The sequence below is a fragment of the Amycolatopsis marina genome, assembly GCF_900111885.1.
Lineage (GTDB): Bacteria > Actinomycetota > Actinomycetes > Mycobacteriales > Pseudonocardiaceae > Amycolatopsis > Amycolatopsis marina.
This window is the reverse complement of the sequence record NZ_FOKG01000016.1, coordinates 91215-113821: the sequence shown is the minus strand read 5'-3', so window position 1 is coordinate 113821 and position 22607 is coordinate 91215. Positions and strand designations below refer to the sequence as shown.

The following is a 22607-nucleotide window of genomic DNA, read 5'->3' as shown; positions in this document are numbered from 1 at the left end:
CGCTGCCCGTCGTATGCCGTGATGACGTCGGGCGACTTGCTTCAACCGCGGTTGTCGGACTTGCCACGGCAGATGGACCCGCTTGGTCAGATGTCGGTTACCTGAGGATGCGGATCACGGGTCCGACACCGCTACTGCATGCTCAAGGGCACGCAGGAACGCGCTGGTGCCCCGTCCGGCCGGAAAGATCTGCCTGCCGCGAGGTCGGACCGCGTCAATCGCGTTTGTGGCGGCGTGTGCCGCGTGCTGTGTGTCGACGATCATGAAGTCGGCACGGGTCGCGAGCGAACTCAGGGCGGCTGTGGCAACGGTGTCAGCATTGCCTTCGATGGAGTGAGGCGAGCAGAGTAGCGAAATTCGGCGACGCAATGAGTCTGCTGCCCTCGGCAGGAGCGAATAGAGCCCGATGACTTTGCCATCGAGCGCTCGCCATATCGACTCCGTTGAGTCCGGCTCCGGTGGCACACTTGGATGCGCGAGACCGCATTCCTCACCAATGGCCGCCAATTCGGAGATTTGACGCGGGCTGAGTCGCCGATGAAACTCCTGGCAGCGGGTGAGGACCTCGGAGATGACCGAGATCCGGGCTCCAGGATCTGGGCACGGCGCGTCGAGCAGCATGTCGGCGAGGCCGGTGCCCCAATCGGCGGCGATCGGAGCGGCGATCCGCCGCCACAGCACCGCCGCGCCCCTGATGGTTTCTCCGTAGCGGGTCGCCGCCGGGCCGGCTTCGAGAATCCGTTCGAGCAGCAACAAGTAAGCGTCGCGGACCGGGGCGTTCAGGTTGTGTTGCTCGGCGAGGGTGAGCAACACGGCCTCACAAAACTCTTCTGCGCGACCGATACCAGCGGTTTCGGCGGCTGCTTGGCACAGGATGTCCAGGCCCGTGACGATCTGGTCCTGGTTGGCTCCTGTCCAGCCATTGATTAGTCCGGAAGCGGCTTCTGTCAGTTCTTCGGCGGACAGCAATGAAAGGTCGGCCCATTGTGCGCTCTGGGCGCGGAGAATCCGTTCCGCGTCCGCCCAACGCTGCGTCTGACCAACGCGTGAACACCACTCCAGCCAACCGTCGCAGGAACCGTCGACTAGCCGGGTTAGATCCGCCAGATCCCGCCGCAGTCGTCTGCCAACACGCAGCCGATTATCGGCAATGAGGGCGTTTACGACGGCGAGCACCTGGGCCGCAAATCGCGGATCATCGCTGTCCAGAACGGACTCTACCGCTAACTCGGCTGCAACTGGGTTAGGAGCATCGAGAAATGCGTCGACAACGGCCACATGCTGCCCTCTCTCAAAGAGGGTCTGTATGTCGGCGCCGACTGTTGGTTCGGGTCGCTCCCTCGCGAGGAACCGATTGAGACGGTCGACTTCCACATCGCTGGCGGCAGCGCGCACCAAACGTTCGAACCTGGGTTCGTCGCCGAGGGCTCGTGCCGCGATAGCGCCGACCGCCCTGCCCGCTTCGCTCGATGGCACATCGACCGCACCGACCAGTCCGCCGTAGCGCGCGCCGAGATCGGCGTCCTCGTAGATCTCGTGAGGAGCCCGTCCGGCGGTGACAAGAGCAGCCACCTCGGTGTGCCAGACCATCTCGAGCAAGATCTCGTTGACCGCCCGCGGCCGCCGCGCGCGCAGGAGCTCGCTCATATAGGGAAGATCCTGCAGTTCCTGCCATCGGTGGAGACGACCGAGCATCTCAACGGTTAGGAACCTTAGGTTCTCGGCGCTAAGCCGTCCAGTGAGCTGGATGGCCCCGAATACCTGGTCGGCGAGGCGGCCTTCCCGTTGCAGTAACGCCAACCTGAAGTCACGTAGAAGGTCGACGTGCGATGGTCGCACTGGGCGAGCCCTGGCTTCGCTCCCCCGAATGGTCGCCATTGCGTCCTCGAGCCGGGCAAGCATTTCTTCTGGCCCCGTTTGATCCTTTCTGCGCACCAGCGACAGATGCGTCAAGCCAGCGAGTTCGAGCAGTCGATCGATACGGTTGTCTTCCGGCATGAGGCGAGCAGTCTCAATCTGCGTCGTCGCCGGCCCGAGAAAGGCCGCGAGTACCTCGCGTCCGCGACGTTGTCCTTCCCGATCCTCCGACAACACGTAGAAGCCTTGGGGGGAGCGCTGTACGGGGATGACAAGCCAATCGCTTGAGCCGCTGACCCACGTCCGCACCTGTTCATCGAACAAGAACTCGATCCGCTCCGCCAGTCGCCCGAAGCGTGTCAGGTCGCCGAGACACTGTTGTAGCGACTCCACGTGGGTCACAGCACACCGCCGAACCTGTCGTAGGCATCCATCCGTGCCTGCGCCACATAGGAGCGTTCGGTGTGTAACTCGATCTGCTCCTCACGCAGGTTGATACCGTTCTGGGTGATGTTCATACTGCCGGCCAACGCGTAGTCATCGGCGATCATGGCCTTGGTGTGCAGCTTGCCGGTGCTGTCCACGGTGATCCTTATGCGGTCCCTCACTCGCAGGTCCATTCCAAGTTGGGACAATCGGCGAACAAAGGTGTTGTTGTGATTGTCTGGAGTGGTGGCAACAACCACGTCAACGCCGCTGGCCGCCAGCGTCACTAGCACTTCGGTCAGTCGGATTGGCCTGCGTCCGAAACGGACGAGCGCGCCATATGTGCCGACACTGTTATTGAGCACTTCAACATCGGACACCCATGGAGACACCATCCACAAGCACACGCTCGGATGGGCAAGCTCGGCAGAGAAGAGCGCGCCGAGCAGGTCCAACGCCTCGGTGGCGCTCTGTGCGTGCGACTTCCGGATGACCCTGTTCACAACGCCTCCCTTAGCAGCACCCGGCACTCAACGAACCGGGCCGAGGAACCCTGACCGACGACGACCGGGTGACACAGCAGCACCCCCACCTCGATCGGCCGCACCTGCAGATCCACAACGGCCGCGCGAAGGTCTGCGTGATCACCGTGGCCAGCACGCAATTCCACCTCACCGTGCTCCCGCAGGACGTTGTGGAGTTCCTCGCGACGCTCTTCGTCCCACGGAACCACATCGAACGTGAACGGGCCGATGTCGGCGTGCGCCCGGATCGCTTCGAACGACGGCTCGAGGTACGGCCGATACAGACTGACCGATGCGTTGGACTCGCCCCATGGCCACAGAACGTTCGCAACCGCCCGGGCCCGCCGGGGCACACTCGTGGCGCCGTCGAGGCGTAGGATCTCGTCAACGCGCTCCTCGTGCGCGAGCAGCGCGCCGACCGTCCTTGCTCCCACACCAAGCCGAGCCACGTCGGCAACACGGTCGCGCAGATCGAGCCATGTCAGCACCTCGTCGAGAAGGCGAGGGTGTGCACCAGGGCCAGCGAGTCTGGTGCTCAGAGCCGAACGGGCCGGACTGCGGAGGCTCAGACCCATCGCTCCTACGGCCTGGTCAACCAGGCGTACGGCCTCGGTGACCGCCGCGTGCCCTGCCGTCCACGCACCCCGAAGACTGTCGATCGCCTCCCGGACCGACGGAGACTCCGACCGGAGCAGCAACACGAGTTCTTCGTCCATCGTGTCCGCAGCTGTCGGCCTCAGCGCGTCCTCAAGCGCACGAGCGAACGCCTCGGATTCTTGTGCCAACACGCGAAGAAACGTCTCTACCTGGCCGGTGCCGCCGGGTGACGGCTCTGACACCCAGAACCGATCCTGATTACCGGGCGCCACGTCAACCATCAGTTCGTCGACGTCGACACCTGGGCAGAGTGCGGAAAGGGCCGCAACCACTAAATGCGCCACCGACAGCGTGTAACGCCGGCGCCACCAAGACAGCCACTCTTGTGTGCGATCGTCGGAGGAAACCTCCGCGACAGCCGCTGTCACGGCTGCCAGCAAGTCATGGTCGTGGCACCAGTCTTCCCAACGCAGGCGATTCTCGGGTGCCTGATGATCGTCGGCGTCGGCGGTGAGGCCAAGCGTTACGGCTGCATCAAGCAGAGCATCGGCCCACTCGCCTTGATTGGCGAACTCGATTCCATCAACCCGTGCCCGCGTGACCGCCAGGAACACGACCTCAGACAGCGACTCCCGGTCAAACGACGAGAGTTCTACCGGTAGGTCCGCCTCCACCAACAGGTTATGCCGCAGCCGGCTCGTCCGTTCCGCGGGCGTTGGGGCGGCGATCGATTCGGGTATCTGCGCTACACCAGCCAACGCGTCGCAGTGCACGTCAACGCCGACAGCGGCCGGTCGCCAGGAGTCACCACTGCCCACCCCGTACTGCAGTTGGACTGGTCGGCCCGTCGGATCCCATACAGTACCGCTGGCGGTGCGGGCGAACCGCATTATCCGTGCGCCACCGCCCTGTACGTGCACGTGCGCGGTCAAACCCGCCAGAATCCGGTCGGTGCGACGGCCCAAGCGGACATCGGTCCCGGTCCCGAGTTCGACCGCGTCGAACTCCCAGTCCGGCTGAACCGACGAGTAGTCCTTCACTGGTTCAGGAACTGGCTCTAAGGTGGCGGCACGCGGCGGATAGATCTCTACCTGAGTGCCGTTGATGTCCACCGTGTCAGTTGGCGATTCGACGCCGTAGAGCGTTTCCAGGTCGACACGCATCGGCGAACCGTCCGACGGGCGCGGAGGCAACGTGATCCAGTGCCGCTTGTTGGCCGCCCAGATGCCAAAGTGCCGAGTCACGTTGCCTGGGGCGAACTCACGTAATGCACGCAGGGCGGGCAGGTGCTCCACATCCGCCTGTCCCCGTCTGCCCGGAACCAGTAACTCGACATCGGGGACGAGCAGGTCGTCGAACAGGTTGCCGGGCACGAACGACCGCAGTGGCGTGCGAGTGCGCAGACCCAAGTCATCAGCCGCCGGCTCCTCGCCGCGCCACTGCTCCTCCAACTGACGGCGTATCGTCGGCACAACTGCTAGCAGCAGTGGCCTCGGCGGATCCCACAGCACGCTGTCGATGATTGACTCGTCGACCTCGCCCCCACGCAGGCTGAGCGCATTGCGCAGATGACGACGTAATCCCTGCCTCTCGGGTCCAGGGCGGAGCAGTCCCGCCAGCAATTCAGACAGACGTTGCTGACGTTGGCGGGTTTCTAACTGGCGAGCGTTGTTGTCCCGATTCAGCGCTGATGCTGGCCCAGCGAGGTCTCTCCATGTCGAATTCCAACCTGAGTAACGCAGTTCGGCTGCAAGCCAGTCCATGAGCGCGTAAACGGCCTGGATCCGCAGTACGTACAAATTCTCGATGGGCAGGTTTCGAGGCGGCAGGTCGGGATCGAACAGCGCGTCATACGCCTCCCACGCCTGCCGATCCCGGCCCCAGTCACTGAGGACAACGACGGTCCACGGCCGCGTGATCAAGTTTCGGCCCGCTCGCCCCTTGCGCTGCAGGAATTGGGCGGCGTCGTGCGGGGCCTTGTGCTGTACTACAGCACCGACGCGTTCGTCGTCGAAACCGACCTCGAGCGTCGCCGTCGCCACGACGACTTGCGCGTCGCCGGACACGCCACGATCTTGAGAGCTCACGCGGTCCACCTCTACCTGCCGATCGGCCTCTACGCCGTGACCCAGCAACTCAGGTAGCCACCACCATTGGCCATCGGGGTTGCGCGCGGTCGCGTCTTCTCGACGATCGGGCGCCACCCGGTCCTGCATCTCTGCGCGTAGGTGGGACAATGTCAGTGGTCGCTTGGAGTCCGCCGGTACATGCGGCCAACTCCATCCCTCGGCGTCGAGCAGGCTCCAGAACAAACGGTTGGTGCTATCGAGTTTGTCGGTGAAGGCAAACAATCGACTGCCGAAGATGCCTTCCGACAAGGGGGGCGGATCAAATGGGTTCGGCCTAGCGCTGTCCAGACTGCGCGCCAGCACCATGCAGGTTTGGATGCTCGTCGAGAGCGTGCCGGCTTTCGAATACGGATCGCTCCTAACTGCCAGCAAATATTCCGCACCCGAGTCCTCCAACTCTTCGGCGGCTGGCTGGACCACAGTCACTTCGCCGGCCTTAAGGTCGACCAGTCGCGCAAAGAACTCGCCCGCGTTGCGCAGGGTCGCCGAGAGCCCCACCCAGACTGGATTTCGTCTGAGGGCGTGCTTCAAGCGGCGTAGCAGCACGGCATTCTGCGCGCCTGTTGTGCCTTCGTAGGTGTGCACCTCGTCGAGCAACACGGCTTTCAGACTGGACGGCCGAACGCCGAACGCACTGAGGTTGCCTGGAGCGGAGAGTTGACGATTGAGCGACTCGGTGGTGCTCAACATCAGGTGTGCTGGGTTTCGCCGAGCGCTTTCGCGGGTGAGCCTCAGGAAACGGCCATCGACAACGCCGCTACATGATCGCGCGCTGCACACGAGTCGCTCGGCCTCGCGCTCTCGGGCAAGATCGGAATCGAGCCACAGAAGGTCGGAGTCACAGTCCAGGCAACGCAAGTAGGGGCAGACGAATCCACGCCCGCGCTTCACCCATCCCTCCGCCCGTCCCTGGCGGACCGCGTTCGCGTTCAAGGGCGTGGGACCAAACCACGTCGCCAGACTGAGCACAGGGGCCGTCGGCTCCGGAGCGGCGATACGCATGGCGTAGCCGAGCAGCGTACGCAATTGGTCCTTGAGCAACTCGTTTCGTGGATAGAGCGCAAGCGCGATTGTTGAAGCCTGCTGGCTCTGGCTGGCTCGATCGGCCAACCATGCCAGCATCGGCAGGTAGAAGGCCAGGGTCTTGCCGCTGCCGGTGCCCGCTGTGACCATGACTCCGGTCGGCTGGGTCTGTCCCAGCGCGTTCAGGACGCCAATTGCGCTCCGTTTCTGAAAGCCGGATAGCTCTGCCGGCATGAGTCTCTCGGCCGTGGTCAAGCCGATGGTTCCGAGCGAGTGGCGCAACTCCGCCAGGATTTCGCCGACCGGCACGTCACGGCGGGGACGTCGGCGGGTTCGATGCAGGAACCTGTGGTCCAAAACGAGTGGCTTGCCGTCGCTGGCGCGTTGTCCGCGGAACACCTGCCGTAGCGTGGCAATGAGGCGGACGGTCTCGGCGCTGCGGGTGCGATAGCCGCCGCTGGGCGTCTGCACTACGAGCGCCGCATCGACGAGTTGCCGGAGCATTTCGTCCGGTGGCCCGTACTCGGACAGCACGGCGAGGATCTCGCGTTGGTCCCACTCGGCCCCGACCGCGCCCCAGGAGAGCAGGCGCGCCTCGCGTAGTTCGACGGCCGTAAGGGCGTCGAGAATCGTCTCATCCACGCGCCACCTCTGGTGGCGCACCCGCAACGATCTTGAAGTTATCCAACGCGCCGTTGTCGGTCAGCCAGGCGATGACCTCGGCATCCGCGGCCCTGATCGACGCACCGCCGCGCGCTACGGCGGATACGAAAGCATTAACAGCCGGTGGCAACGCGGACTCGAATGCTTCGTATTGCGCCATGGCTTCATTGAGCCTGCGCACCGCATCAGCGTCAGGCAGGCCTCGCTGCAGGCCGTTCAGGGACTCGCGGGCCTGCCTTAGATCCCTGGCGACGTCGGCGGGGCGACTGCCTTCGGTCAGGACTTCGGCCAACTCGTGGAGCTCGGCAATATGTCCGGTACGGGCGCGCACATGATTGCTCCACGCCACTTCGAGTGAGCGCTTGGATTGTTTGACAAACGTGTTCAGCTGTTTGACCGCGGGGTTGAGTTTCCGGCTCGAAAGTTCCCGGCGTGCGACGTCCAGACCGAACCACAGTTCCGAGGGGATGTCGAGGCCAGGCCACCACTCTCCGCGACCTAACGCACTGGCCTGCCGTATTTTGGCAAGTTTCTCGAGGGCAGCGTCGAATTCTTTGAGTGCGTCGCTCAATACTGTGAGTTCCTTGTGCGCCTGCACCGCGTCGCTGGCCCGATCGACAGCAAGCTTTGTCGCGGAGATCCACTCTGGTCCGGCGTTAGGCACGATCAACCTCCGAGCTCAACGCATCGAGGTGTTGACGGATGAGATCGAGCCGGCTGCGGAGCTCCTGGCTGTGCTGCTCGATGTCGCCGGCCGTCGCATCGTTTCGGGCGCATTCGACCCGAGTCGCGGCGAGATCATCGCGCAGTAGGGCGAGCGCTCGCGCTCCACGGATGGCCGCGCGGCCCCAGCCCTGAACCAGAAGTGTTTCGTCGGCCTCGGAGCGATCGTCTCCGCCTCGCCAGCCGAGCGGAAGTCCAGCAGGCAGGCCCGCCACGTCGTCAACCGCCTCCTCGAAGTCCGCCCAGCCATCGGCCGGTCGGAACAGCCCGGTCTCAAGCGCTCGTCGGCCGACGTCGTGGGCAGCACGGGCGACTTGGACGGGTCTGCGCCCGTCCAACTCTGTCTCGAGCAAGGTCACCGCGGCCACCAGTTTGGAATGCTGCGCAGGGGCGGCCTTCTCGATCTCGGCTACCAGGTTGCGTGCCGTCAGTGCTAATGATGCGCTGGCGTCGCCAAACGTCTCGGCCACCCATCGCAGATGGCCGGTCGGGTTGCGTAGGACGTCGCTGAGGCCGCTCTCGAGTTCGACTATGTCAACAAGTTGCGGATCGCCTCCGCCTTGCCGCACAGCTGCGAACTGCCCGATCAATTCCGCCGCGGAGGCTTCGTTCACCGACTCAATCGCTAACTGATCGACGCGCTCCCACACAGCCCCATCGGCTGCCGCGTGAATCTTGGCCTGCAGGACGTCGTTGACGCCCCCGAGCTTGTCCGGTGTCACCGCTCCTGCCGCAAGCAGCGCGACAGCACGGACACCGATGGCGGCGCGTACTAGATCACGTCCGTGTACCCGGCTAACGAAGGCCTTGCGAACTTCGTCAGCCCACTCGTCGAGGCGCTGCTCCAGGGTCAGCATCAACTCGACCGGATCGGAGCCTTCTGGGAACGGCCACATCCCCTCGTTCGATTTCCAATGGCCGTGATCGGCGAACCATTTCGCGGCCATCAGTACCCGCACGTCGTCATGGCCTCGCGTGATATCGAACCGAACGCTCGACTTCGCAGGCTCTCGACCGCGAGCGTCCTCCAGGACAAAGGAATACCCGTGGAACAAGTCCTTCAACAGCACTGATCCGGTGCCACTTGCCGTGTGGAACAGGCCTTGGCTGAGGTCAACCCTGGCCGCGACCATCTTGGTGAGAATTGCCCGGTACATGTCGGCGTCGCTGTTGGGCAGTCGCTCGCCGTTCTGCCACTGAAATAGTGGCTGAAGCGGGGATGACCCGGTCGCCCTGGCCAGCCCGTCTGAGCTGGTTGCTTTCGCGGCGGGCGCTGGACTCGGCGATGGAGCGCGAGCCTTCGTCGCTGTCCGCTGTCCCACCTCAGGCGGCACGCTGAGTGAGAACGCCTCCGCCACAGTCGGTTGAAGGCTCGATTCGTCGCCCCAGACAACCAAGGCACGATAAAGCCGGTCTGCTTCCTCGCCGCTTCGGTCTCCGAGCAAGGCACCCTTCGGCATGAATGCAGTGAAGTCGAAGCGCTCGCGAACACGCGGATGCGGATAGGTGCCGTTGCTGATATGTACATCGGCCTCGATGAGTACCTCCCGGACGGAGACGTCCAAGATGTCGCGCGGCGTAGGCTTTTCCCCGCGCCCGCGCACCGCTCGGCGCAACGCCACTTCGTTGTATGGATACATCCCGACGTGCCCCAATCCGGGGACGTCCACGGCGCCGAACGCGCGGTGGCACTCATCCCGGAACTGGCACGGCAGGCCGTTGGATAAAGTGTCGCAGGCGTTGCGCAGCCAGTGGCCGTCGCGATCTGCGGCGTGGGCCTCAGCCCATGAAGATTCGACGTCAGAGCGTCCGACACGCACAAGGTTCAGGTAGCGCGCCACGAACGTCTCGTGGTCGGTGACCGCGGTCGATTCCACCCGGAACTGGTGTGTGATGCGCGTCGCGACCGTTTGCTCGAGCTTGGCGTAGGGTCCATCCGTCACCGCGAAGAGCACGCGCAGCGGCGCGAAGTCCTCGCCTGGTTGGATGACGAACTGGTCGTACAACTCGCCGTCGATGAGGCCGAACTGCGCGAGATCCTCGAAGAGCAGCACGAGTTCTTTGCCCTGCTGGCGGAGTAGTTGCCGGGACTGCCGGAACAGAATGTCGAGGGTCTCGCCGTGGTGTGTCGTCAACCCTAGTGCGCTCGGTAGCGCGTGCCGCACGGCCTCGTCGAGCAGTGATAGGGCCGGTTGTGGGTCCCGTACGACAATGCTCCACAGGTCGGCGAGTTCGGGGTTCCGGGCGAGCGCCTTACGCAGTCCGGCTTCGCGGATCGGGAGATCCTCCTCGGTGAACTCGTCCTGTTGGCCGTCGCGGCGCGAGATCTGCTCGAACACCGACCCGACGACCCGGTCCAATAGACCGTCGGTCCGCAGCATCGTCCGGTTCACCTGTGGAAGAGCGAGCAGGTCCGCCAATCCGTCGCGTCGCTTGCCCTGGTCGTCCGGGACACCGAGCAGGTTGTTTCGCTCTTCCCGAGCAGACGCCTGGTCTGCGTCCTCACCATCCTGAGGCGGATGGTGGTCCAGGGTCCACGTCAGTGCGAGTCGGATCTCTTCCAGCACGCGGTCTCGCAGTTCGCCTGGAGACTTGCTGCCCACCGCCGCGTCCACACGCTTCATGAACTCCTGCCCGCCGTCTCCGGGCAGGCCGGCGACGATGCGCCTAAGCAGTTCGCGGATCGTCTGCACCGCTCGGGGCACGTATAGAACATGGAATCGCTCGTCGACCTGGTCAAGATGCGCGTGCGCCCACCGCACGACGTGGCTCTTTCCTGCACCTGAATTACCGGTGACTGCGATCAGCGTGTTCCGATCCAGATCGCCTACGCCGGACAGGAGCGCACTGAGCACCTGCTCCTCTCCTGAGCCAGCGTCCGGCAGTTCCTCGCCCCGCAGATGGGACAAGATCATCGGCGTGTGGGCGGCGAGGAACACCGCGTCGGCGTCGGCCGGCAACTGGCCGATGTCGGAGTACACTGTCTTGCTGACCGACTCTAGCGTCCAGCACCGGAAGTTCTTCATCGTGCTGGTCATGCGCTCCCCCGTAGAACTTGGATCTGTCCGATGCGCCGCGGGTTCTTCCCCAGCGACAACACGACCGCGTCTGCGGCGTCATCGGACGCGATCAGTCGCAGCCGCCCCGACCGTTCCAACTTGTGCATCGCCAGCGCCGCAGAATCGGAGACGCCGTCGTCGACATCCTGGCTCATGGGCAGTTCCGCCACCAGGCGTGGGTCGCCGAGCAGCGGCACCATCGAGATCAGTCGCGCGAACCATTGTCTCGCCGCAGCCGTGTCGGGCATCTCATGGAGAACGTTGGCGACGGCCTCGCTGGGGTCGACGAGCACATGTTCCTTGCGGGTTCCTGACGGGATGAACGTGATCAGCCCGAGCGAGCGAGCCCACCGCAAGAACGCTAGCCAGCGCTCAGCGCCTTTGATCGTCGACCCGAGTCCCGCCTGCTTGAATGCGGTCTCCAGGCCGTCATCCCAGGTACGTCCCATGGGAGCCAGCGGATCCTGCCGGAGCAGCCAAATGAGCGCTAACGCCACATCTGGCGGACGCTTTCCTGCCTCGACGGCGGCCAAGGCCGTCGCACCCAGACGTCTCAGCACGAGGCTGCGAAAGGGGCTGGAGTCAATTGATGACGATGCCCGGATCTGGCTCGCGACCGTCTCCCGCAGTGTCCACACGCGACGGTCACCTCGACCGTCCGCCTCGAGGAGTCCGAGATCCACACCGACCTCCAGCGACGCCTTGAGGACGCCAGGTGCCGCATTGTCTTCTCTCGCCGTCACGGCGGCGGGTGCCAAGGCATCCTTCAGCGCTTCCATTGTCTCGCCGCGACGCCGTGTTGCTAGATACCGGCAGATCACGAACAAAGCTGGCACGCTGGCTAGGTTGTGCGTTGTCAAGTAGTCCATGTTCAGCTCCCGAGGATGTCCAGAGCAGTCAGCGCGTCGAGGGCGCGTAGATCGCGTCCGACGTGACGGCCGTTGATGTAACTATCGCGTTCAAGCAGCAGGACGTCGAAGGTCGTTGCAACGACCTTCCGTGGCGCCAGACGCACATTCGGGCTCAGCCATGTGCCCGAGACGCGACTGCCTGGTGGGTAGACGACGAAGGACGAGCACGGCGTCACTTCCGTCGGACCTATCGGCTCGGGGTCTCGGAACAGCCAGTCGTTGTGCGATGTCGCAGCCTCCAACAAGCCGGCGATATGCCGGACGCCCCTCCGGATCAAAGCGTGGGCCAGCGGTACGGCGAGTCGACGATGATGGTCCGTGGTCAGCAGAATCAACCCGTCTTGGGCGGAAGCCGCAGCGGCGAGATCGTCAAGGCGCACGGTCGCTTGGTCGTCTAGCGGCCAAGCCTGCGGCGGCCGCGGTGGCGGATCGTCGGGTGGCCTGATGTTGGCCTGCCGGCAGCCTGGACACCGCCCGCATGGGGTCGACGGCTCCACGCCGGCGGCTACCTGACCGAACAGTTCGTAAATACGTGAGTTAGGCCGGTACGACGCGGCGATTCCAAGGCACGCGGTCGTTGCCTGGTTTGCGAGGGAGTGTGCTGCGTCCAGTGCTTGTTTAGACCGCACGACTTCGGCCTTCTGCCATGGCTGCCATCGTTGTTCCCAGAACGCGATGTCCGACAGGTCGGATCGGCGCTTGTTAAGCGGAACCCAGTCGTGCTTTTGCCCCGCTACGATCTGCAACTCGGCCCGATCCTCGACGTCAGCCTGGACCCGGGTGATCGCATCCAGTTCGACCAGACCCTGGATCAGTTGTGCATTCCACCGACGATTGTAGGACCCGGCGCCGACTCCTCGGGTGCCCTCCAGGTCGACGAACGTCTTGTCCGCCGACTTCTTGCGGTGTGCCCAGAGATCGGCCCAGCGTTCCTGGGCGGTAGTCGGTTTCAGCACCTTCGTGCACAGTTTGGCTGCTTCTGCCCGGTCACCCGGTGCGGTCACCAGCAGCCCCACCGAAACGTCGCCGTCGCGACCGCCGCGTCCCAATTCCTGGTACCAGCGATCGACGGTTTCTGGCAGACAGGCGTGCACCACGGACCGGATGTGCGGGTTGTCAATTCCGAGACCGAAGGCCGATGTCGCCACCACAAGATCCACAGTGGATGGATCGGGTGGTGAGTGTCGCAGCCCGATCAGGGCGCGCGTTCTGTCCTCGGTGCTGGTCTCGCCGGTCACTACCGCCATGCGTTTGTAGCCACGGGCCTTCAGCCGTTGTGCCCAAGTATTGGCAATATCTGGCGAAGTTACGTAGAGCACCGCCGGTCGTGGTAAATGGGCGAGCGCCTCGAGCACGTGCTTTCCCCTGATCTGTTCGTCGGGGGCACTGCAGATCCACAGTTCTGGCTCGGCACGGAGCGCATTGGCCGCGACGAGCGTGCATGGGCCGGGGTTGCCGAACAGGGCGTGGAGATCCTCCAACTCGTAGGACCCCAACGTCGCGCTGAGTAGCAGAGTCTTCGGGCTTGGATGATTGCGGGCGGCGGCCAGGCTGAGCAAGTCACGACGCAGGTCGGCCAACGTGCGGAACTCCGGTCTAAAGTCACGCCCCCACTGGGTAACCAGGTGCGCTTCATCGATGACTAGGCCACCGAACCGTCCGATCGACGCCGATTCGACTAGAAGTGTGCGCAGCGCCCTGGTGACGGACTCCGGCGAGGTGACCAGCAACGGTTGTGTGCCGTCTCGGACAGCGGACATCAGTCGATCCCGCAACTCCGGCGGGGTGCTCGCCGTCCACGCGAAGTGTAGAGCCGACGGGTCGATCTTCGTATTGCGTTTGCCATAGTGTTCGCGGAACCGGCGCTCGAAATCGTAGGCCAGTGCGACCGTGGGCACGATAAGGAGCGTCACCGCGTGTTTGTGTTGTTCGGCCATGCAGAGGGCGACCTCAGTTTTGCCCGAGCCGGTGGGCAGCATCGCGATCACAGTGCTGCTGGCCGGGGCTGACACGACCGCGCGGCAGGCGACCCGCTGGCCGGGAGTGCGATAACGGTCGTAGCCGGTGCACCGCTCGAAGAACGGGTCCGCGGCCAACGCCTCACCGTGAAACCGCCGACCTAACTCGGCGCCGGCGGCAGCGGCCGCATCCGGCGTGCCAGACTCAAGCCAGTCGGGCCGCCACGGGTCGGCCGACCACCGGTCGGCGCGGTCCTCCCTGAGGTGCACCACGTCGGCGACTCGACGCAACCTCGCGGAAATCGTTGGTGCGCAGGTGACGTAGCTGGCGCGGTCGTCGCGCAGCGACCACCTGCGGAGTAGGTGGCGGAAAAGCACCGCGAGGTCGAGGTCGCTACCCGCGCCGGTCACACAAAGGTGCGCGAGCCGGTTGTACAGATCGTCGTCGAACCCGAACCCGGTCGTCGGTTCCTGCAACAGGTGGATGAGCACTTCGTCGTGATCCACTTCGTGATCAGCGCGGATCATGATTCGGGCCATAACACGACGGCTCCACAAGCTACGACTGACACGCTAGGTTGCTCGATGCCTTTCAATAGGGCGTTGCCGAGGCCCTCTTCGCGTGCCAATTCGGCTTGCGCGCTGGTCTTCTCAGCCTCGGTCGGCAAGCGTTGCGCCCTCGCCCGTAGCACGGCCAGTCGCGCCGACACCTCGGCGCGACCTCGCTCGGTCGCAGCCACGGGCGCGGTCGTAAGCGCCGGCATGGTGCGAACCTGGGTGAGCGCGGCCTCACCGCTTTCCGTGCACAACCGTTGCCAGTTTGGCAGTTCGGCGAGAACCTCCTCCCACAATTTTCCGTTGAGCAGGCGGTCGCTCCGGTTGTCGAACGGTCTCTCCAGTTCGACAACCAGTTCGTCGTCTGCGGGGCCGACGGTGTCAGTCCACGTTCGCACGATGACCGGCGGAAGGAGGGCGTCGCCCCTGCGGCGCAACCGTCTGCGAACACCCTCAGTGTCCGCTGGCAGGTGTGTGGCGTCGAATTCGATCAGGAAGTCGCAGGCGAGCCACATCGTCGCGACGGTATTGCCGTGATGTGGTCGCACGACAGCGCGCGCCCGTCCTCGCTCGTCGATGCGGAGGTACTGCTCGAGCCAGTCGACCATTGGGTCACCGAGTCGGAGTGGCGCGATACCGGTACGGCTTGTCGCGACGCTGCGCGCATACGCGCGAGGCTGTGTTAGCAGTGGAAGAACCTCGGCGGCAACATCGTGCGGAGTTCCGAAGATTGATCGCCCAGGCTCGGTAGGAAATCGCACCACGCCAGTGCGTGGATGCTCGGACGGCCGTAAGCCGAGACCACCACGCATCGATGTCAACTGAGTGAAGGCCGCCCGCAATTCGCCAGGGTCCTCTTCAGCTTCACGCAGTTCGGCAAAGCCTGCGTCATCGAAATCTGAAGCGGCCGTCACAGATTCCAATTCTTCCAGAAGGTCGACGTCGATGCGTTCCTCCTCGAGTTCTTTTCGCAGTTCGCCGAGGTCCATTGAGAACGCGAATCGACCCTGCTCGGGCAGTTGCTCGGTCAGGTTGCCCAGCAGTTCAGATAGTTTGCGTTGAAGGGTTGCGACTGAATCTTCAAAAATGCCGATTCCATCGGTGAACAGGCCAATGTGCGACATGACCCATTCGCTTTCGGGTTCGGTCAGCACCACAATCTCGGCAGGTTCGGTCCGGCGCGCGAACCGGTCCAATCGCCCGATCCGCTGTTCGAGTCGGTTCGGATCGAGTGGGAGATCGAGGTTGACAAGCACGTGTGCGTCCTGGAGGTTACGCCCCTCCTCGAGGGTGTGGTCGCCCACCAGCAAACGGCCCCCAAGTCCGGTGAGAAAGCAGTCGAGTTCGTCCTCTCGCTTAGTCGGATTCATGACAGCGAGATGGCGGCTGAGTTGTTCTGGCCAGCGTTCGCGCGCAGCGCCATAGAAGTCCTTGGCAACGTCAGTTGACGTTGCTACCACGACGACCTTGAGTTCATTACTGAGTCTATCGTCCACAAGGTCGAGCACCAGTTGCTGTCGAGTCTCGGTGCCGACCAGGTTCAGTTTGGCGACCGTCGCCTCGATCAGGTATCGATCGGCTGCTGGCGCGGCGGTATCGTTGGCGAGCGCGTCGAGTCGTCGTTGCATGTGACGCAGCAGCGCATGAGGTCCACCCAGTCCGTGCATCACAGTTCGACTGAATGTCATCCGGTCCGGGCATGCGGTGAGGTGGTCGCGGTATTGATCGAGAAATTCGTCGACCACCTCACGCCCCGGATCGACTATAGGAACAAACAGCGCCGACCGACCGGCCACCGGATAATCCTCGGTGGATTCAGTGTTGCGACGGTGCCGGACCATGCGGCGACTGATGCGGTAGGTTTCCCGAACATAGTTGGACAGTTCCGACCACGCTGGTGACGTTTGCAAATCGTCGTTTCGACACGTGTCGATCAATCGCATGACGACCGGATCTTTTCCATGCGAACGCAACAGTTCGTCCAGGACAGTCGACCGCTGTCGGATACTCGCTCGATGTGTGGTCAGTATCTGCAGGCTGACTGCCTCGTTTTCCCTGTCTTGTACGCGCTTCTCGAAGGCAGCGTACCCGTGCAGCGGAAACGCCAGTGGATCAAGTAGATTGAGCAGTCCGAGGAACACGTCGAGGTTCCCCCGCATCGGTGTCGCCGAGAGTAGCAACAGGCCCTTGGTGGCCTGCAGTTCCGTCCGTAACCGCGGTTGTCGTTCGAGTTGAGCCTTCAGTTTGTGCGCCTCGTCGATGACAACTACTGCGTGATCCTGCAGGTGTTCGCCCGTAGCCAACTGATCGTGCGTGATAAGCCGGACCCGTTTTGCCGACAGCGCGTGGCCGAGTAGCAAACGATTACGTAGCTCTGCATTCCATTGCTGAACCAGCGGTGTTGGAACGGAAACGAGTGCTGTCGCATCGGCGTCGTCTAGGATCAACTGGCGCACGATGAGGCCAGCTTCAACCGTCTTGCCAAGGCCTACTTCATCGGCCAGCAAGTAGCGAAGCACGGGATCGGATAATACTCGAGCAACGGTGTCGAGTTGGTGCGGAAAAAGCTCAACGGCCGCGGACAAGACTGCCGTGAATCCACGCGAAGAACTGCGCTGGCGAAGTATCTGATCGCGAAAATTGCGCCGCGCATCGTAGAACTCCGGCGAGTCGCAAAACCCGCTAGCTACAGCCATCATTGGGTCACCCAACGGGCGATTCCACCGAACTATGAACCTGTCACCGGATACCTTAAAATCACGTGAAAGTCCCGGGACGCGAATATGGTACTCACGGAACCCCGCCGCACCTGTGATTTCGCCCGCCCACCAGCCGTACGGGTCGCCTCTCAGCCAGATGCGTGTCCCTTTTGGGAGTCGAGCCGGTTCTACCTCCTCCAGTGGTACTAGCGCTCGCTCTTCCGTCACACCAGGGATATCGTGATACACGACCACCGCCTTATTGGCCGACCTCTCCCGGAAGAAGCCGTAGCCAAGATCATTCGACCGAGATTTCACCCAACTACGAACGTATTTCTGTGACGTTATGTATGTGGTCACGGGTCACACCTGCCCACGGTCGACGCCTACAGTCGAGTAGTTGCGAACTTCAACGCGGCCGAACTCGTGAGCGCGCGAATGCTTAGCCTGGGGCCCCAGATCGGGCAACGGCGAAACGATTACTCCCTCCACGCCCACAAGGTAGCCAGGTGTGCCCCCGGCCGTTGTCGGTTCAGCGGTCGTTCTTTGGCGCCGATCGCGCGACGATGTCGGCCGATTGGCGTATTCCAGTTGAGGAAATTCGCCGCGAGGAACCCCCGCGATGTCAGGCACCCTCGGCTGGTCAACCAGCGACCCTCGATCAACCAACGTCGGCGCCATCACTCCGTTCATACCCACAAGGTATCGAGAACTACTGACATCTGTTACGTAACGCAACCAGATCGATCAGCTAAGATGCCAAAGGGTTACCTCCGAGGTTGCCGCGATCGGACGGTCCGTTCGCGTGGCGACTCACCTTTGGCTGACGGTGCCGTCTCGGAGCAGACGGCATCGCTTCCTCGAGTTCCGCCGGATCGAGGCGAACTTCTCGACCTCTGATAGCCCAGATGCACTAGCCTCGGCGCAGGCATCCGTCGGCTGCTCGACCAGGCGCTGGTGCGCTCGCTAGCACCGACTCCGTCGCTGCTGAACCCGCTCATGAGGGCGTTGCGTGAGTGAGACATTGCCGTGCTCGAGGTAATGAACTTCGGGTCCGGCCGATGTCATTGAGCAGTGGATCCGATGACAAGGAGTCTTGAGTGTCAAATACCGTAGGGCGGTCGGTTCCTCAGTTGGGTCGACTGGCGACGGCGGCCCTGCGCGGGTCCGGGAGCACGAGGCCCTCGAGTTCACTGCTGGATGCTGGCCAACGCGGATGCCCTGAGCGACGCGCTGGATTGGCATTCATTGAGGCAGGAGCGTCAGGAGGACGCTCTGACGTGCAACGTTAGCAGTCGTCGATGGGAGGTGCGTTATCCGTCGAGACTCACTTTCAGCCGTAAGCCATGGGGTAGCTCTGGTCGAGAGTGACGCCGCTAGCTAGCTCGGATCGGCTGGAGAACGCCTCGGCTGGTGATCGGCGCGGGGCATCGTGCCAGACGGGCCGCGGCGGCCGATCGTGGCGGCTGTGGGTTCCCTTGGTGAGGTCCCGGTGTTGGCTGACTGGCCGGTGATGGCGAAGGCGGCCAGGCGAGGTGAGTGGTTCGTAGTGCTGTGCCCATATCTAGAGGAAAGTGCCGCGCTGGAGCGTGGCGCGAGACGCCGGGTCGCATGGCGGCTATCGTGGTTACATGGCTTCGCCCGTCGAGCACCTGCCGATCGGCGACCCGGTCCCGCCCGAGGCGGACCCGGTCGCTATCCGCGCGTGCCTCTCGCCGCGACTGGTCGCCGAGTTCGACGCGGAGTGGGAGCGCGTACTTGACCAGGCCAAGACGACGAAAGACCTCGCCGACGTGCATCGGCTGTTGGCGAAGTGGCGTCACCTGGCCTATGGCGAGCTGCGCGATCCCGGGTCGTACTACCGGGTGCTGGCCAAGGCTGAGCAGATTATGCGGACCGGCGAGAACCCGACCGCCAGCATGGTCGACGACCTGAACGACCTCATTCGGGAGCGGCTGGGCCACTAGTTTGTCGTATCGCATCGTTCCCGATCACGCAGTCCTCGAGCAGGTCGCAGCGCTGCCCGCCGCAGCCCTCGTAGCCTTCTCCGAAGTGCTCGCCGTCTTGGAGCTGACCCCTTGGAACGGCGAGCCCCAGCATGTGGGCAACCCGGACGGTCCGGTCCGGCGCTGGCCTTTCGGCCCGAACCTTGCTGGGCAGGTCGTCTACCTGGTGATGGACGACGATCGCCACGAAGTGCACCTACTGCTGGTGCAGTGGCTCGGCTGACCAGGGCAGACGGCCGCGAGGCCGTCGTCGGGTACACCGGCGACAACGTGATCAACTAGCCCGAGCCGGGGGGTGAGCATCGTGTCCAAGATGCAGCACGACACCACCCTCGCGGACGCGGAGGGCAGGGCCACCTCCGAGGTGCCGACACAGTGCGAACAGGGGTGTTCCTGCTGGAGTTGCATCCGTGGCTGCAGCGGTACCGGACGATCGACGGTGACGTCTACCGTCCATCCGGAACCACCGGTGGGTGACACGGTGTCCTCCGTCGTGACCGCCGCGGCACGCGGCTGGACCAGGGACTGCGAGTGCTGCCACGCCGCCCCGGTGTCCGAGTTGCCTTCCGGTGGCGGTGCGATGGCCCACGGCGCGAGACCGTCCTCGAAACCGCTCTCCTCGATCACCTGGCCATCGATGGTCACGGAGGTGTCGTCGAGGTGCCCATCCCGCCGGTGGAGGGGTCGGTGACGTAGCTGACCGCGATCTCGACCTGCTCTCCCGTGTACTGCGACAGGTCGAACGTGGCCGGTCCCCATCCGGAGTTCTAGCGCGTCGGCGGGGTATATGGCGACTTTCCGCACGGTCACCGGTGGTGCGTGCTGACAGAGCACCAGTTGGCATTCGCGACTGGTGATCTGCACCGGTGGTGTTGGCGTTCTCCGGCCTGCGGTTCAAGTAGGGTGCTGGCGGTGACGCGGCGTCGGGATCGGCAGGGCGGGGAACGGTACGCCGGGCGGGTTCGTGGGTGCCTGCTCGGTGGCGCGATCGGTGACGCGCTGGGCGCGCCGGTGGAGTTCTGGCCGGTCGAGCGGATACTTGCCGAGTACGGCGAGCAGGGCGTGCGGTCCTACCGGAACGGGGATTGGTGGACGATCAGTTCCCCGAGTGGCGACGCCTGCCGATCGCGGCCGTCGCCTCCGTGGGGACGGTCAACGCCATCTTCCGGATCGGTGACCGGTTCGCGGCTCGCTTTCCGCTGGAGTCCAGGGATGTCGAGTCGGTGCGGCGTTGGCTGGGTCGGAGGCGGCAGCGGCGCGCGAACTGTCGGGCCGCACGCGGTTCCCCACACCCGAGCCGGTCGCGATGGGTGAGCCCAGCTCCGCCTACCCGCTTCCGTGGTCGGTGCAGACCTGGCTGCCTGGCGTCGTGGCCGCCGAGGAGGACCCAGGCGAGTCCGTCGCGTTCGGGCACGACTTGGCCGAGTTCGTTGCCGGGGTGCGCGCCATCGACACCCGTGGCCGGACCTTCAGCGGGGATGGCAGGGGAGGGGACCTGAAAGCCCATGATCGGTGGATGCAGACCTGCTTCGCGCGCAGTGAGCAGATCCTGGACGTTTCGCGGCTTCGCCGGATGTGGCACGTGATGCGGGGCTTGCCGCGCGCTGCGAGTGGCGATGTGATGTGCCACGGCGACCTGATTCCCGGCAATGTGCTGGTGTCCGGCGGGCGTCTGGCCGGGGTCCTCGATGTCGGCGGTGTGGGGCCGGCCGACCCGGCCCTGGATTGGTGGGCGCGTGGCACCTGCTCGACGCCGGCCCCCGGCGATCGTTCCGAGACGACCTGGAGTGTGACGACCTGGAGTGGGAGCGCGGCAAGGCGTGGGCCTTCCACCAGGCGATGGGCCTCGTCTGGTACTACGTCGACAGCAACCCGGCCATGAGCCGGATGGGGCAACGCACCCTCAAACGGCTCATGGCGGACACGCCGCCAGCCTGAACCCCGGCCAGCTCACAGCTGCCCAAGCCGCCCACTCATCTGCCGCGGGTCGGTCGGTGTGAACAACCCGGGGTACTGGGTGGTCGAGGATGTGGGCGGCGGTGGGGTTGGGGAGTTGGCGTCCGAGGTAGCGGTTCTGGGTGAACGCGGGTTGGGCGTGGCCGAGGTGGTCGGCGATCTGTCGGGCGGTCTGGCCGGCCTGGTCGAGGGTGGTGGCGACGGTGCGGCGGGCGACGTGGCTGGTGAAGTGTGTGTAGCCAAGGCGGTCTCGCAGGCGACGAAGCTCGGCTTGGACCGTGGAGGGGTAACGCCAGGTCCCGGTGGGGGAGGGCAACACCGGCGCGTCACTACTGTTGTGGCTAGAGGCGCGGGCAGTGAGCCGATCGTGGAGCGAGTCGGGCAGCGGCAGGATGCGGTGTGCGGTGGGGGTCTTGGGGTCATGCCGGATGGGCCCGGCGCCGGGGTGGTAGGCGAGACCGGAGCGGATCCACACACTGCAGGCTGGGAGGAGTTGTCCGTCGACGGTGATGGGGTGGTCGGTGAGGTTGAGATCGCGCCAGCGCAGGGCGAGTGCTTCGCCGAGGCGGGCGCCGGTGCCGAACAGCAGGTGCAGCAGGTCGGGTAGGTCGGTCCGGGCGGCGTGGTGGTCGGTGTCCACCGCGGCCAGGAACTCGCGGGCCTGCTCAGGGGTGAAGGTCACGGTGGGGCGGACGGGGCCGCCGACGATGGGTTCGAGGTCGCGGACGGGGTTGTGGGGCAGTACGCCGTGGCGGACGGCGAGTTGAAGCACGCCGGAGATCACCGTGCGGATGCCGCGGCGGGTTTCGGGGGCCAGCCCGTGGACGTCGGCGAGGGTGTCGAGGAACCGTTCGAGGCGGGGCACGGTGCACTCGCTCAACAGTAGTTGCCCGAGCGCGGGTAGGACGTGGTTGCGCAGTTGGCGACGGTAGTGGTGGTAGGTGGTGGTCCGGACACGGCGGGCGACGCGATCCAGCCATAGAGTGGCGGCTTTCTCAACCCGGGAACTGGGGGAGAGGTCGATGCCGGTGCTGCTCTGGGCTCGCTGGCTGAGTTCGGTGCGGAGCCGGTACACGGCGTGGGCCTGGCTGGTGCCGGTGCGGCAGACCTGGCGGGTGCGCCCGTTCTCACCGCGGTACTGGGCGTAGGCGCGCCACGGGCGCCGGCTGTACCGGGTTTCGCATGCCCGCCCGGGCCCGGGGGCCTGCGCGGCGGTGCGGATCAGTCCCCACGTGCTCAGTGGAAGGGGCGGTCGTGCCACGGTGATCCTCCGTGCCCATATCGCATACCTAAGGCATGCCTACGGGCTACCTCACGGTCGGCAGGATCGATCCGTCACGTCCGTGACCTGGTGTTGTGGTGCCCCCGGTGCGACTCGAACGCACACTGGACGGATTTTGAGTCCGCTGCCTCTGCCGATTGGGCTACGGGGGCGGCGACGACGAACTCTACGCGATCGTCTCACGCGGTTGTATTCGGGCTACCACGAAACGGCTCCCTAGGCGGGGAGCACAGGCGGTC

Annotated in this window: 13 protein-coding genes, 1 tRNA gene and 1 pseudogene; 5 read left to right on the top strand and 10 right to left on the bottom strand. The window is 64.4% G+C overall.

The annotated features are described in order from the left end of the window. Nucleotides 1-114: 114 nt before the first annotated feature. From dpdD to dpdE, 8 genes are read right to left on the bottom strand one after another with little or no spacing between them, the layout of a single operon-like run. Nucleotides 115-2259, bottom strand: coding sequence for a protein DpdD (dpdD, locus tag BM199_RS24035; protein ID WP_091675709.1), 2145 nt, complete (start codon nt 2257-2259; stop codon nt 115-117). Beyond that, nucleotides 2256-2786 carry a phospholipase D-like domain-containing protein DpdK gene (dpdK, locus tag BM199_RS24030; protein ID WP_091675707.1) on the bottom strand — a complete coding sequence of 177 codons (531 nt, stop codon included), beginning with the start codon at nt 2784-2786 and terminating at the stop codon, nt 2256-2258. The genes dpdD and dpdK overlap by 4 nt, the downstream gene beginning before the upstream one ends. Further along, nucleotides 2783-7198 (bottom strand): protein DpdJ, encoded by a 4416-nt coding sequence (gene dpdJ, locus BM199_RS24025; protein WP_091675704.1) that lies wholly within the window; start codon nt 7196-7198, stop codon nt 2783-2785. Before dpdJ ends, dpdK begins: the two co-directional genes overlap by 4 nt. Beyond that, complete coding sequence (locus tag BM199_RS24020) at nt 7191-7883, bottom strand: hypothetical protein (RefSeq protein ID WP_143101899.1); 693 nt, start codon at nt 7881-7883, stop codon at nt 7191-7193. The genes dpdJ and BM199_RS24020 overlap by 8 nt, the downstream gene beginning before the upstream one ends. Beyond that, nucleotides 7876-10980, bottom strand: coding sequence for an ATP-binding protein (locus tag BM199_RS24015; RefSeq protein WP_091675699.1), 3105 nt, complete (start codon nt 10978-10980; stop codon nt 7876-7878). Before BM199_RS24015 ends, BM199_RS24020 begins: the two co-directional genes overlap by 8 nt. Continuing rightward, entirely contained in the window at nt 10977-11870 is an 894-nt protein-coding gene (gene dpdG / locus BM199_RS24010; RefSeq protein ID WP_143101898.1) for a protein DpdG, read from the bottom strand. The genes BM199_RS24015 and dpdG overlap by 4 nt, the downstream gene beginning before the upstream one ends. Before the next feature lie 2 nt (nt 11871-11872). Beyond that, nucleotides 11873-14410: a protein DpdF gene (gene dpdF / locus BM199_RS24005; protein WP_091675693.1), complete on the bottom strand. Its 2538-nt coding sequence runs from the start codon at nt 14408-14410 to the stop codon at nt 11873-11875. Further along, nucleotides 14395-17442: a protein DpdE gene (gene dpdE / locus BM199_RS24000; protein ID WP_281245747.1), complete on the bottom strand. Its 3048-nt coding sequence runs from the start codon at nt 17440-17442 to the stop codon at nt 14395-14397. The genes dpdF and dpdE overlap by 16 nt, the downstream gene beginning before the upstream one ends. 1313 nt (nt 17443-18755) lie before the next feature. Here dpdE and BM199_RS23995 point away from each other — a divergent pair. The 5 genes and pseudogenes from BM199_RS23995 to BM199_RS34645 all read left to right on the top strand — a co-directional run bounded on the left by BM199_RS23995 (nt 18756) and on the right by BM199_RS34645 (nt 21068). Continuing rightward, entirely contained in the window at nt 18756-19091 is a 336-nt protein-coding gene (locus BM199_RS23995; protein ID WP_091675688.1) for a DUF6247 family protein, read from the top strand. Nucleotides 19092-19176: 85 nt separating this feature from the next. Continuing rightward, a complete protein-coding gene (locus BM199_RS33975) occupies nt 19177-19353 on the top strand; it encodes a hypothetical protein (RefSeq protein WP_177242762.1) in 177 nt (58 codons plus the stop codon). Between the two features lie 596 nt (nt 19354-19949). After that, nucleotides 19950-20444 carry an ADP-ribosylglycohydrolase family protein gene (locus tag BM199_RS35110; RefSeq protein WP_342741728.1) on the top strand — a complete coding sequence of 165 codons (495 nt, stop codon included), beginning with the start codon at nt 19950-19952 and terminating at the stop codon, nt 20442-20444. Then, nucleotides 20362-20799: pseudogene (locus tag BM199_RS35230) on the top strand (phosphotransferase); the annotation flags it as partial. The gene BM199_RS35110 and the pseudogene BM199_RS35230, both read left to right, overlap by 83 nt. A 59-nt stretch (nt 20800-20858) precedes the next feature. Beyond that, on the top strand, nt 20859-21068 hold the full coding sequence (locus BM199_RS34645) for a hypothetical protein (protein ID WP_245788608.1): 210 nt from the start codon (nt 20859-20861) through the stop codon (nt 21066-21068). Here the strand turns inward: BM199_RS34645 and BM199_RS23975 are convergent. Together BM199_RS23975 and BM199_RS23970 are read right to left on the bottom strand one after the other, a co-directional pair. Continuing rightward, a complete protein-coding gene (locus tag BM199_RS23975; RefSeq protein WP_091675676.1) occupies nt 21043-22347 on the bottom strand; it encodes a site-specific integrase in 1305 nt (434 codons plus the stop codon). The two genes, BM199_RS34645 and BM199_RS23975, sit on opposite strands and share 26 nt — an antisense overlap. A 96-nt stretch (nt 22348-22443) precedes the next feature. Beyond that, nucleotides 22444-22520 (bottom strand) — tRNA-Leu (locus BM199_RS23970). Nucleotides 22521-22607 lie beyond the last annotated feature (87 nt).

Excerpts from the sequence above, each read along its gene's own strand:
- BM199_RS23995 (WP_091675688.1), top strand. The coding sequence starts at position 18,756 with ATGGCTTCGCCCGTCGAGCACCTGCCGATCGGCGACCCGGTCCCGCCC.
- dpdG (WP_143101898.1), bottom strand. The coding sequence starts at position 11,870 with ATGGACTACTTGACAACGCACAACCTAGCCAGCGTGCCAGCTTTGTTC.
- BM199_RS24015 (WP_091675699.1), bottom strand. The coding sequence starts at position 10,980 with ATGACCAGCACGATGAAGAACTTCCGGTGCTGGACGCTAGAGTCGGTC.
- dpdF (WP_091675693.1), bottom strand. The coding sequence starts at position 14,410 with ATGGCCCGAATCATGATCCGCGCTGATCACGAAGTGGATCACGACGAA.